The 11,852-nt window shown below is 73.0% G+C and carries 11 protein-coding genes; all 11 read left to right on the top strand.

Annotated elements, in window-relative coordinates; translation table 11 throughout:
* Positions 1–37 precede the first annotated feature (37 nt).
* Positions 38–1,444: an MFS transporter gene (locus tag ACL00U_RS02320; RefSeq protein ID WP_017886368.1), complete on the top strand. Its 1,407-nt coding sequence runs from the start codon at positions 38–40 to the stop codon at positions 1,442–1,444.
* 53 nt (positions 1,445–1,497) lie between these two features.
* A complete protein-coding gene (locus ACL00U_RS02325) occupies positions 1,498–3,666 on the top strand; it encodes an ATP-dependent Clp protease ATP-binding subunit (RefSeq protein WP_082046896.1) in 2,169 nt (722 codons plus the stop codon).
* Between the two features lie 76 nt (positions 3,667–3,742).
* Positions 3,743–4,297: a DUF2231 domain-containing protein gene (locus ACL00U_RS02330; RefSeq protein ID WP_194590379.1), complete on the top strand. Its 555-nt coding sequence runs from the start codon at positions 3,743–3,745 to the stop codon at positions 4,295–4,297.
* A 45-nt stretch (positions 4,298–4,342) separates the two neighbouring features.
* Positions 4,343–4,996 (top strand): response regulator transcription factor, encoded by a 654-nt coding sequence (locus ACL00U_RS02335; RefSeq protein WP_159557250.1) that lies wholly within the window; start codon positions 4,343–4,345, stop codon positions 4,994–4,996.
* Complete coding sequence (locus ACL00U_RS02340) at positions 4,993–6,213, top strand: sensor histidine kinase (RefSeq protein ID WP_159557248.1); 1,221 nt, start codon at positions 4,993–4,995, stop codon at positions 6,211–6,213. The genes ACL00U_RS02335 and ACL00U_RS02340 overlap by 4 nt, the downstream gene beginning before the upstream one ends.
* On the top strand, positions 6,210–6,728 hold the full coding sequence (locus ACL00U_RS02345; protein WP_056069528.1) for a hypothetical protein: 519 nt from the start codon (positions 6,210–6,212) through the stop codon (positions 6,726–6,728). Before ACL00U_RS02340 ends, ACL00U_RS02345 begins: the two co-directional genes overlap by 4 nt.
* Positions 6,725–7,879 (top strand): peptidoglycan-binding protein, encoded by a 1,155-nt coding sequence (locus tag ACL00U_RS02350; protein ID WP_262118358.1) that lies wholly within the window; start codon positions 6,725–6,727, stop codon positions 7,877–7,879. Before ACL00U_RS02345 ends, ACL00U_RS02350 begins: the two co-directional genes overlap by 4 nt.
* Positions 7,876–8,637, top strand: a complete 762-nt coding sequence (locus ACL00U_RS02355; RefSeq protein WP_412873767.1) for an ABC transporter ATP-binding protein — start codon at positions 7,876–7,878, stop codon at positions 8,635–8,637. The genes ACL00U_RS02350 and ACL00U_RS02355 overlap by 4 nt, the downstream gene beginning before the upstream one ends.
* On the top strand, positions 8,634–9,821 hold the full coding sequence (locus ACL00U_RS02360; RefSeq protein WP_412873768.1) for an ABC transporter permease: 1,188 nt from the start codon (positions 8,634–8,636) through the stop codon (positions 9,819–9,821). Before ACL00U_RS02355 ends, ACL00U_RS02360 begins: the two co-directional genes overlap by 4 nt.
* A 197-nt stretch (positions 9,822–10,018) precedes the next feature.
* Complete coding sequence (locus tag ACL00U_RS02365; RefSeq protein ID WP_056069518.1) at positions 10,019–10,807, top strand: DeoR/GlpR family DNA-binding transcription regulator; 789 nt, start codon at positions 10,019–10,021, stop codon at positions 10,805–10,807.
* The gene (locus tag ACL00U_RS02370; RefSeq protein WP_017886358.1) at positions 10,804–11,799 is read left to right on the top strand and encodes a 1-phosphofructokinase family hexose kinase; all 996 of its coding nucleotides are present in this window, start codon (positions 10,804–10,806) and stop codon (positions 11,797–11,799) included. The genes ACL00U_RS02365 and ACL00U_RS02370 overlap by 4 nt, the downstream gene beginning before the upstream one ends.
* Positions 11,800–11,852 lie beyond the last annotated feature (53 nt).

Here is an 11,852-nt window from a genome sequence, read left to right on the forward strand (position 1 = left end):
ATCGACCGCCGGGCACCCCGTGCCGCAGGATGAGCACATGACCGCTCCCGTCCCCGCGCCGCACGCCGTCGCACCGCTCCGGGGCGACCGACGCATCGTGCTGGTGGTGGCGATCCTGGCGTCGTTCGTCGTCGGGCTCGACTCGAGCGTCGTGAACGTCGCACTCCCCGCGATCCGGCAGGAGCTCGGCGGCGGACTCGTCGTGCAGCAGTGGGTCGTCGACGCCTACCTCGTCACCCTGGGCTCGCTCATCCTGGTCGCCGGGAGCCTGTCCGACCTGTTCGGCCGGGTGCGGATCATCACGTGGGGGCTCGTGGTCTTCGGCATCGCGTCCGTGGCGTGCGCGGTCGCCCCGACCGGCGAGGTGCTCATCGTCGCCCGCGCGCTGCAGGGCGTCGGCGGGGCGCTCGTCATGCCGAGTGCGCTCGCGCTGATCGTGGCGGCGTTCCGCGGGGCGGCGCAGGCGAAGGCGATCGGCACGTGGACAGCCTGGTCGAGTGCAGCCACCATCCTCGGGCCCGTGGCCGGCGGCCTGGTGGTGGACGGGATCGGGTGGCGGTGGATCTTCGTGCTCACCGCGGTGCCGATCGCCGTGACGATCCCCCTGGTCCTGCGCATCACCGGCGAGGTGCACCCAGTCGTCCGCCCACGCATCGACGTCGTCGGGGCGCTGCTCGCCGTGGTCGGGGTCGGCGGTGTCGTGCTCGGGCTCATCGAGCAGGAGCGGCTGGGGTGGGGTTCCCCGGTGGTGGTCGCCGCGCTCGTGCTCGGGGCCGCTGCCCTCGTGGCGTTCGTGCCGTGGGAACTGCGGGTGACCCGGACGGCCGGGTCGCCGCTCGTGCCGCTCGAACTGTTCCGGGCGCGCAACTTCACCGTCGGCAACCTCGCGACGCTGTCCATCTACGGCGCACTCGGCATGGTCTTCTTCGTCGTCACGCTCTTCCTGCAGGAGGTCTGGCGGTTCCCGGCCTGGCTCGCCGGCCTCGCGACGCTGCCGCCGACGATCATGTTGCTCGTGCTCTCCACCGCCGTCGGGTCGTTCGCCGGTCGGTACGGCCCGCGCTGGTTCATGGCCGCGGGGCCGGCGGTCGGTGCGGTCGGGGCGCTCCTGCTGCTGTTCGCCGGCGACGACCCGGACGGCTACTGGTGGTCGGTGTTCCCCGGACTGGTGCTGATCGGCGTGGGCATCGCGCTGATGGTCACACCCCTGACGAGTGCGGTGCTCGGTTCGGTCCCGCAGTCCGAGGCCGGCTCCGGGTCGGCGGTCAACAACGCCTTCGCCCGGATCGCCGGCCTGGTCACGGTGGCACTCGCTGGCGTCGTGCTCGGCGGCGAGGTGAGCGTCGAGGGGCTGCACCGGGCCATGGTGGTGATGGCGCTCCTGCTGCTGGCCGGTGCCGTCGTCTGCGCGGTCGGGATCCGGAATACGCCCGCGCGGACGTAAGTTGAGTGGAGTAGACTCAAGTCCAGGACCACCGCAACGAAAGGACGGAACGCATGGCGAACCTCCAGGGCGCTCCTGACTCGCAAGAACGACAGAAGACCGCCCTCGAGCAGTACGGCATCGACCTCACGGCGATCGCCCGCAGCGGCAAGCTCGACCCCGTGATCGGACGTGACTCCGAGATCCGGCGCGTGTCCCAGGTGCTCACGCGCCGCACCAAGAACAACCCGGTGCTCATCGGCGAGCCCGGCGTCGGCAAGACCGCCGTCGTCGAGGGGCTCGCGCAGCGCATCGTCGCCGGCGACGTCGCCGACTCCCTCAAGGACAAGCGGCTCATCTCGCTCGACATCTCCGCCCTGATCGCCGGCGCGAAGTACCGCGGCGAGTTCGAGGAGCGGCTGAAGGCCGTGCTCAAGGAGATCAACGACTCCGACGGGCAGGTCATCACGTTCATCGACGAGCTGCACACGCTGATGGGGGCCGGTGGCGGCGAGGGGTCCGTCGCGGCGTCGAACATGCTCAAGCCGATGCTCGCCCGCGGTGAGCTCCGGCTCATCGGTGCGACGACCCTCGACGAGTACCGCGAGTACATCGAGAAGGACGCCGCCCTCGAGCGTCGCTTCCAGCAGGTCTACGTCGGTGAGCCCAGCGTCGAGGACGCCGTGGCGATCCTCCGCGGGCTCAAGGAACGATACGAGGCGCACCACAAGGTGACGATCAACGACTCCGCACTGGTCGCCGCCGCGAGCCTGTCGAACCGGTACATCTCCGGCCGCCAGCTGCCCGACAAGGCCATCGACCTGATCGACGAGGCCGCCAGTCGACTCCGCATGGAGATCGACTCCAGCCCCGTCGAGATCGACGAGCTGAAGCGGAACGTCGACCGTCTGCGCGTCGAGGAGTTCGCGCTCAAGCAGGAGAAGGACGACGCCTCCAAGGCCCGCCTCGAGACCCTGCGCAACGAGCTACACACGCGCGGGGCCCGGCTGGCCGAGCTCGAGCAGCGCTGGCAGGCCGAGCGCGCGAGCCTGAACCGCATCGGTGAGCTCAAGCAGCAGCTCGACGACCTGAACATGCGGTCGCAGCGGGCCCAGCGCGAGGCCGACTACGAACTCGTCTCCCGTTTGGAGTACGGCGAGAAGCCCCGCATCGAGGCCGAGCTCGCCGCCGCCGAACAGGCCGAGAGCGCCGACCGGATGGTGAACGACAGCGTCACCGACGAGGACATCGCCGCCGTCATCGCGCAGTGGACGGGCATCCCGCTCGGCCGACTGCTGCAGGGCGAGACCGAGAAGCTCCTGCACCTGGAGAGCGAGCTCGGCCGTCGGATCATCGGGCAGCGCACGGCCGTGACCACCGTGTCCGAGGCCGTCCGGCGCACCCGCGCCGGCATCTCCGACCCGGACCGTCCGACCGGTTCGTTCCTGTTCCTCGGCCCGACGGGCGTCGGCAAGACCGAGCTGGCCAAGGCGCTCGCCGAGTTCCTGTTCGACGACGAGAAGGCCCTCGTCCGGATCGACATGAGCGAGTACGGCGAGAAGCACTCCGTTGCCCGCCTGATCGGTGCCCCGCCCGGGTACGTCGGGTACGAGGCCGGTGGGCAGCTCACCGAGGCCGTCCGGCGCCGTCCGTACTCGGTGATCCTGCTCGACGAGATCGAGAAGGCCCACCCCGAGGTGTTCGACGTGCTGCTCCAGGTGCTCGACGACGGACGGCTCACCGACGGCCAGGGCCGCACGGTCGACTTCCGGAACACGATCCTGGTGCTGACGTCGAACCTCGGGTCGCAGTTCATGACGGACCTGTCCCTGAGCGACGTGCAGCGGGAGGAGGCGGTCCGTGAGCTCGTGCAGCAGGCGTTCCGCCCCGAGTTCATCAACCGCCTCGACGACATCGTGGTGTTCCAGGCTCTGACGGCCGAGGACCTCGGGCAGATCGTGTCGCTCTACGTCGACCGGCTGGCTCGTCGCCTGACCGACCGCCGGCTCGAGCTCGCGGTCACCCCCGAGGCGCGCGGCTGGCTCGCGGAACGCGGGTACGACCCGCTCTACGGTGCGCGGCCGCTGCGTCGCCTGATGCAGCGGCAGATCGACGACCGGTTGGCCCGCGCGATCCTGTCGGGTGACGTCCGTGACGGCGACACCGTCCGGGTGGACGTCGCCGCGGACGGCGACGGCCTGACGGTCGAGCCCTTCGAGCTGGCCGAGATCGTCGAGGAGTAGCCCACCAAGACGGACGGGAGGCCCGCCACCGGTTCCTGAGACCGGTGCCGGGCCTCCAGGGTGTTGGCTGCAGAGCATGCCTGAGATCCGCGCGCTCCGCCGCCTCACCGACGCCGTCGAGCACGCCAGCGTGCTCGACAAGGCCGTCGACATCGACCGTGCCGTCGTGAATGCCCTGGCCAAGCCGAAGGCCCTGCGTCAGCTGCTGCACGGAGTCCCGTTCGGTCACCCGATCCACCCGCTCATGGTGCAGGTGCCGCTCGGCGCCTGGATCTCCGCCGCGGTGCTCGACCTGCTCGGCGGGAAGGGCAACGCGAAGGCCGCCAAGACCCTGGTCGGCGTCGGGGTCGTCTCGGCGAGCAGCGCCTCGGTCGCCGGCTACGTCGACTGGTCGGAACTGGACCGCGAGCAGCTCCGCACCGGGTGGGTGCACCAGGCCGTGAACTGGACCGGGCTGTCGCTGTACGGCCTGTCGTGGCTGCAGCGGAAGCGCGGCAACCACGGTGCCGGCAAGATGCTCGGCTTCGCCGGGCTCGCCGTCGTGAGTGTCGGCGGGTACCTGGGCGGACACCTGTCCTACCGGCAGCGCGCCGGCGTCAGCGACCACGGCGAGGTGCCGTTCGACGCCTGATCTGCCTCCCAGGTCCAGTACAGGTACGTCACGTGTGATGTATCGATGCGCGTACTCGTGGTGGACGACGAACGGGCCCTCGCCGACCTGATCGCGACGGGCCTGACCCGACAGGACATGGCGGTGGACGTCGCCTACCGAGGCGACGACGCCGACGAGCTGCTGGCGGTGCACGACTACGACGTCGTCGTGCTCGACCGCGACGTCCCCGGGCTGCACGGCGACGAGGTCGCACGGCGTCTCACCGCTCGTGGCGCACTCACACGGATCCTCCTGCTCACCGCAGCGACCACGTTGCGCGACCGGGTGCAGGGGCTCGAGCTCGGTGCGGACGACTACCTGACCAAGCCGTTCGAGTACCCGGAACTCGTCGCCCGGGTCCGCGCGCTCGGTCGGCGGAGCGTCCCACCCGTCGCCCCCGTGCTCGAACGCGCGGGACTCGTCGTCGACACGAACCGGCGGATGGCCACGCGTGACGGTCACCCGCTCGACCTGACGTCGAAGGAGTTCGGGGTGCTCGAGACCCTGCTCCGCGCGGACGGTCGCATCGTCTCCGCCGAGCACCTGCTCGAGAAGGTCTGGGACGTGAACACCGACCCGTTCACCGCCGCGGTCCGCGTGACGATGTCGAAGCTGCGCCGGAAACTCGGGGACCCGGACCCGATCCGGACGGTGCCCGGCCAGGGCTACTCGCTGTGAGTCGGTGGGCCCGAGGCTGGAGCATCCGGACCCGGACGGCCCTGACGTTCGCGCTGGCGGCCATGGCGCTCGCGACCGGGGTCGTGGTCTTCACGAACACCATGTCCCTGGCGGGCGTCGGCGCGGGTCTCGACACGGCGGCCGTCGAGCGACCACCGTCCGGATCGGACAGCGCCACGACCGCTCCGGCCCCGCTCGCGGTGGACCCAGCGGCGGCGGACGAGCGCACCGGTGCCGTGGCGGTGATCCGCCTCGTCGCGGTGCAGCAGTGGCAGTGGTCCGCGATCGGGACCGCCGGTGCCGGGATCGCTGCCGGCGGCATCGGTTGGATCGTCAGCCGCCGGGTGCTCCGTCCCATCGACCGGATCACGGCGACCGCGAACCGGATCTCCGCGTCGAACCTGCACGAGCGCATCGCCCTGGGCGGACCCGACGACGAGCTCCGACGGCTCTCGCGGACGGTCGACGACCTGCTGGCCCGTTTGGAGACCGCGTTCGAGAGCCAGCGACGGTTCGTCGCCCAGGCGTCCCACGAACTCCGGACGCCCCTCGCGGTGCAACGCGCCGCGGTGCAGATCGGGCTGCACGACGACGCCGACCCGGCCGAGGTGCGTGCCGTCCGCGCCGAGCTGCTCGAGCAGAACCGCCGGACCGAGCGGCTGGTCGCGTCGCTGCTCGTGCTCGCCGAGGCCGACCGCGGCCTGGCGGGCGCGACACGGGCCGTCGACCTCGTCGAGGTGACCGACGAGGTCGTCGCGAGCGCGGCCCGGGACGCGGCCGAGGCGGGGGTGACGCTGACCCACGAACGCCGGACCGGGCCTCCTGGCAGCCTGGTCGTGTCCGGCGAGCCGACGCTGCTGCGGCAGCTGCTCGGCAACCTCGTCGGCAACGCCGTCGAGTACAACGAACCCGGCGGTGCCGTGCGGGTGACGACGGAACCGGACGGCTTCGTGGTCGAGAACGACGGGCCGGTGGTCGCGGCGGACGAGGCGGCGTTGCTCGTGGAGCCCTTCCGTCGCGGCGGCGCGGACGCCGGACGTGGGCAGCACAGCGGTCTGGGCCTGTCGATCGTGGCCGCGATCGTGCACGCGCACGGGTGGACGCTGTCGATCACCGCACGGCCGACCGGTGGGCTGCTCGTCCGGGTCGGTGTTTCGCCGGTGCAACCCGACGTGCACGCGGGGCGAAACAGCCCGTCCGCTGTGCTGGAGGCATGAACCACACCACGATGACGACCACCCGTCGCACCCGGTCCCTGATGAGCGTGGCCGCGGCCGTCGTCCTGCTGCCCCTGCTGCTGGCCGGCTGCTCCGACCCGGCACCCGACGACGACGCGACGACCGCCTCCGGGGGCGCGGCACCCGGCGTCGCCCTCGCCGAGTGCATGCGCGACCGCGGCTACGACATGCCGGACCCCGGCACCGGCGGCGGGTCGATGCAGCTCAGCGCACCGGACGGCGTCGACCCCGAGCAGTACCAGGACGACCTCAAGGGCTGCCTCGACGACTCTGCGGCCGCGGGTGACGCGCAGGCCGCGCAACCGATGCCCGGCACCGAGGAGATCGCCCGGAGGACGGCGGAGTGTCTGCGGGAGCAGGGGTTCCCGGACTACCCGGACGACCAGGACGCGCAGATGCGGTTCCAGCCGGACGACCAACAGGCGTTCGACGAGGCCGCCGGGCCGTGCACCGACGCGGCGTTCGAGGCTGTCCAGGGCGGAGCCGGGTCGTGACCCACCGACGCGCCCGTCGCCGGCTGATCGTGTCGGGGTGCCTCGTCGCAGCGGTGGCCGCGGGGGTCGGGACGTGGGCCCTCGTCGCGGCGCCGAGCGGTGCGGGCGCCTCGGCCAGCAGTGCGTCGCGCGGCGGGACTGCACCCGCCGGAGCCACCGGGACCGTCACGCGCGGTGACCTGACGGATTCGAAGGTGTTCGCCGGGACGCTCGGGTACGGCGCGGCCTCGGGGGTCGCCGGTGCAGCCGCCGGCACGATCACCTGGCTGCCCCGGGTCGGTGACGTGGTCGAACGCGACGGGGCGCTGTACGCCGTCGACGAGCGGGACGTCCGGTCGATGTACGGCACCGTGCCGCTCTGGCGCGACCTGGAGCGGGGGCTGCAGGGCGCGGACGTCAGGCAGCTCAACGAGAACCTGGCAGCGCTCGGGTACGACGTGTCCGTGGACGACCGGTTCGGCCCGCGGACCGAGCGAGCAGTCCGGCAGTGGCACGAGGACCGGGGACACGAGGGCACCGGGGTGCTCACTGCGGACGACGTCGCCTTCGTGGACGGCGCGGTCCGGGTCGCCTCGGTCGAGGGGCGGCTCGGCGAGCGGATCGCCGGTGGTGCGGGAGCGGCCGCGGGTGGTGCTGGTGCAGCGGCCGGCGACGGTCCGGCGGGAGCGGGCGCCGGTATCGGCAGCGCGGGCGCGACGACCGACGTGCTGCAGGTCACGAGCACCCGGCGGGTCGTCACGGCGACCGTGCCGCAGCGCGATGCCGAGCGGCTCGCCGTCGGCACCGACGTCGAGGTCCGGGTGAACGGCGCCGGTGCGGCCATGCCCGGTTCCGTCGTCGACGTGCAGCCGACGACGAGCGAGGACGGCGGCACGGCCGTCGACGTCTCGGTGTCGTTCGACCCGGGCAAGCGGTCCCTGCCCGAGGCCGCGTCCGCGCAGGTCGACGCGGAGGGCGCCACCGAGCACGACGTCCTGTCCGTGCCGGTCGCCGCCCTCGTCGCGGGTGCCGGTGGCAGGTACGCCGTCGACGTCGTGCAGCGGGACGGCACGACCGAGCGGGTCCGGGTCGAGCCCGGCTTCAGCGCCGACGGGCGGGTCGCGGTCACCGGCGCCCTGACCGCGGGCGACCGGGTGGTGGTGCCCGGATGAGCGCCGTCGTTCCCGCCGTTCCCGCCGTGCCCGTCACGGCCGCCGTGCCCGCCGCGGCCGTCCTGCCGGCGGTCGCCGTCCTGTCGCTCCGGGACGTCACGAAGACCCACGGCGACGTCGGAGCCCTGCGCGGGGTCTCGCTCGAGGTCGGCGCGGGGGAGCTCGTCGCGGTCGTCGGCCCGTCGGGCTCGGGCAAGTCGACGATGCTCAACGTCGTCGGCACGCTCGACCGTCCCACCTCGGGCACGGTGACGATCGCCGGCAACGACGTCGCGACGATGTCCGACGATGATCTGTCCGGCCTGCGTGCCGACCACATCGGGTTCGTCTTCCAGCACTTCCACCTGCAGGCCGGGGCGACCGCCGCCGAGAACGTCGCCGACGGCCTGCTCTACCGGGGGGTCCCCCGGCGCGAGCGGCACCGCCTGGCCGTCGAGGCCCTGGGCCGCGTGGGACTGGCACACCGGGTGGACCACCGACCGCACCAGCTCTCCGGCGGCGAGCGCCAACGCGTCGCCATCGCGCGGGCCGTCGTCGGCGACCCGACGATCCTGCTCGCCGACGAACCCACCGGGGCGCTCGACACGGCGTCCGGTGCGACGGTCGTCGAGCTGCTGCGCGAGCTCAACGCTGCGGGCACGACGGTGGTGGTCATCACGCACGACCTGGACCTGGCGGCATCGCTGCCCCGGCAGGTCCGGATGCGCGACGGCATGATCGAGCCCGAGGTCGCGCCGGTCGACGAGGTCGCCCCGTGAGCCGCCGTCGGTCCGTGGGCGGACTCGACCTGCTCCGCCTCGGCGTCTTCGGGCTGCGGACCAGACCGGGTCGCGTCGTGCTGTCCGCGCTGGGCATCGCGATCGGCATCGCGGCGATGCTCGCGGTCGTCGGGATCTCGTCGTCGAGCAAGGCGAAGGTCGACCAGGTGCTCGACACGCTCGGCACGAACGTGCTCACCCTCACCCAGGCGCAGGGCCTCGGCGAACCGGTGCCGTTGCCGTCCACCGCACTCGAGTCGGTGCTGCGACAGGACGACGTCGAGTCGGCTGCTGCGGTCGGCACCGTGCCGGACACCGGGGTGTACCGGAACGACTTCGTCCCGGCACCCCAGACGAAGGGCCTCGGGGTCCTCGCCGCGTGGGGCGACGTGCCACGGGTGCTCGGCGGGCGGCTCGCAGCCGGACGGTGGATCGACGACGCCGCCGGTGCCCCGCCGCAGGTCGTGCTGGGAGCGCGGGCCGCAGTCGTGCTCGGCATCGGCGACCCACGGCCGGACAGCCGGGTCTGGCTCGGTGGGCAGTGGGTGCAGGTGGTCGGGGTGCTCGAACCCGTGGCGCTCGCCGCGGACCTGGACTCGCGGGTGTTCGTGCCCCGCGGGTTCGCCGAGCAGCTGGGCTTCGACGGGGCACCGACCGCCGTCTACACACGCGTCGACCCGGCGCACGTCGAACGGTCGCGGGACCTGCTCGCCGGCGCGGTCCGGCCGGGGGACCCGCAGGACGTCGGCGTCACCCGGCCGTCGGACGCGCTGGCGGCGAAGGACGCCACCGACGACTCGTTCACCGGGCTGCTCGTCGGCATCGGCGGGGTGGCGCTGCTGGTCGGTGGCATCGGGGTGGCGAACACGATGGTGATCACCGTCCTGGAGCGCCGCGCCGAGGTCGGTGTCCGTCGTGCCCTCGGCGCACGTCGTCGGGACGTCCGCGACCAGTTCCTGGTCGAGTCGTTGCTGCTGTCGTTCCTGGGTGGGGTGGCCGGTGTCGTCCTCGGGGTCGGGGTGACCATCGTGTTCGCCGTCACCCGGGGGTGGCCGGTCGCGCTGCCGGTCTGGGCCGTCGTCGCCGGGCTCGGCGCCACCGTCGTGATCGGCGGGGTCTCCGGGCTCTACCCGGCGGCCCGCGCCGCGAGGATCCCACCGACGTCCGCCCTGGCGGCCGTCTGACGCGTGCGGTGGACGTCCGCACAGGAGGGCCGGTGCCGGTCCGCCGGACCGGCACCGGGCCTCCAGGCGGTCGCCGCGACCCCGCGGGCGTGACGGCCGGCACCTGTGGACCTGTTGGTTTCAGGACGGAACGGTTGCGTTCTTGTGGGTTTGCGACGTACAGTGCTCGAAACCCAACGGAACGAAGGAGTTCGGGCATGTACGCAACCGAGCGGCACACCGCCATCGCCGCCGAGCTGCAGTCCGCCGGTCGCGTGTCCGTCGCAGGCCTGGCCGAGCACTTCGACGTCACCACCGAGACCGTGCGCCGTGACCTCGACGCCCTCGAGTCCGCCGGGGTCCTGCGCCGGGTGCACGGGGGAGCGGTGCCCGTCGGCCGCTCGAGCGTCGTCGAACTCAGCGTCGCCGAGCGCGAGGGACAGCACGGCACCGCGAAGTCGGCCATCGCCCGCGCCGCGATGCGCCTGGTGCCGCCCACCTTCACCGGCTCGATCGCCCTCGACGCCGGCACCACCTGCGCCGCCGTGGCCTCCGAACTCGCCCGCTGGGAGCCCGAGGTCGCCGGCTCGACGATCACCGTCATCACGAACTCGGTGCCGATCGCCGCGACCCTGCAGCACAGCGAGCACCTCGAACTGCACCTGCTCGGTGGCCGGGTCCGCGGCGTCACGAGCGCGGCGGTCGGCACGGCCACCGTCGAGCAGATCGGTGCGCTCCGCCCCGACGTGGCGTTCATCGGCACGAACGGCCTGTCCGCCGGCTTCGGCCTGAGCACCCCCGACGAGTACGAGGCCGCCGTGAAGGGTGCCTACGTGCTCGCCGCCCGACGCGCCGTGGTGCTCGCCGACGCCGCCAAGCACGGCGTCGAGGCGTTGATGCGGTTCGCACGCCTGGACGAGATCGACACGCTCGTCACCGACGACCAGCCCCCGGCCGACCTCGCCGGAGCACTCGCCGACGCCGACGTCGAGGTGGTCGTCGCATGAACGCCCGCATCGTCACCGTCACCCCGAACCCGTCGCTCGACCGCACGATCGAGCTCGCCGGTGAACTGCAGCGCGGCGCCGTCCAGCGCGCGACCCGGTCCACGGCGGAGCCCGGCGGCAAGGGCGTCAACGTCTCCCGTGTGGTCGTCGCGAGCGGTGGGGACACCGTCGCGGTCCTGCCCGGCGACGAGCTCGACCCGGTCCTGCTCGGCCTGGCCACGCGCGGCATCCCGACCGCCGCGCTGCCGATCGGGGCACCGCTCCGCTCGAACGTCACCGTGACCGAGCCGACGGGCACCACCACGAAGCTCAACGAACCCGGCCCCTCGCTCGCCGGGCGCCTCGACGACCTCGCCGCCCTGGTGGCCGACACCGCCGCCGCGACCGCCACCGGCCCCGCCGCCCGCTGGGTCGTGGTCGCCGGGTCCCTGCCGCCCGGTCTGCCGGACGACGCCCTCGCCGTGCTCGTCCGGGCCGTCCGTGCCCGCCACGGTGCGGACGTCCGGGTCGCCGTCGACTCGTCCGGGGTGCCGTTCACCGCGCTGCTGCAGTCCGGCGAACACCTCGACCTGGTGAAGCCGAACGCCGAGGAACTCGCCGAGGTCGTCGGCGGTGACCCCGAGGAGTACGAGCGCGACCTCGACGCCGCCGTCGCCGGAGCCCAGCGGCTGCGGCGCAAGAACGTCGGCACCGTCCTGCTCACCCTGGGCAGCGCCGGAGCCGTGCTGGTCTCGGACGAGGGGGCCTTCGCCGCCGCCGCACCGAAGATCATCGCCCGCTCGACGGTCGGCGCGGGGGACTCCTCGCTCGCCGGCTACCTGCTCGCCGAGGTCGCGGGAGCGTCGCCGGAGCAGCGTCTCGCACAGGCCGTCGCCACCGGGGCCGCGGCCGCAGCACTGCCCGGCAGTGACGTGCCGGCACTCGACCACACCGACCCGACGGCGGTCTCCGTCCGGGTGCTCGAAACGCACCCGGCTCCGGAACCCGCCTGATCCCCACCCCACCCGATCACCCCACGAACACCGCACCACCGCGCGATCAGCGC

This window comes from Curtobacterium poinsettiae, from assembly GCF_047226435.1.
In the GTDB taxonomy this organism is placed as follows: domain Bacteria; phylum Actinomycetota; class Actinomycetes; order Actinomycetales; family Microbacteriaceae; genus Curtobacterium; species Curtobacterium poinsettiae.

What these genes read in the sequence shown, in the direction of transcription:
- ACL00U_RS02330 (WP_194590379.1), top strand. Translation starts at nt 3,743, where the DNA reads ATGCCTGAGATCCGCGCGCTCCGCCGCCTCACCGACGCCGTCGAGCAC.
- ACL00U_RS02365 (WP_056069518.1), top strand. Translation starts at nt 10,019, where the DNA reads ATGTACGCAACCGAGCGGCACACCGCCATCGCCGCCGAGCTGCAGTCC.
- ACL00U_RS02325 (WP_082046896.1), top strand. Translation starts at nt 1,498, where the DNA reads ATGGCGAACCTCCAGGGCGCTCCTGACTCGCAAGAACGACAGAAGACC.
- ACL00U_RS02320 (WP_017886368.1), top strand. Translation starts at nt 38, where the DNA reads ATGACCGCTCCCGTCCCCGCGCCGCACGCCGTCGCACCGCTCCGGGGC.
- ACL00U_RS02335 (WP_159557250.1), top strand. Translation starts at nt 4,343, where the DNA reads ATGCGCGTACTCGTGGTGGACGACGAACGGGCCCTCGCCGACCTGATC.
- ACL00U_RS02345 (WP_056069528.1), top strand. Translation starts at nt 6,210, where the DNA reads ATGAACCACACCACGATGACGACCACCCGTCGCACCCGGTCCCTGATG.
- ACL00U_RS02355 (WP_412873767.1), top strand. Translation starts at nt 7,876, where the DNA reads ATGAGCGCCGTCGTTCCCGCCGTTCCCGCCGTGCCCGTCACGGCCGCC.
- ACL00U_RS02370 (WP_017886358.1), top strand. Translation starts at nt 10,804, where the DNA reads ATGAACGCCCGCATCGTCACCGTCACCCCGAACCCGTCGCTCGACCGC.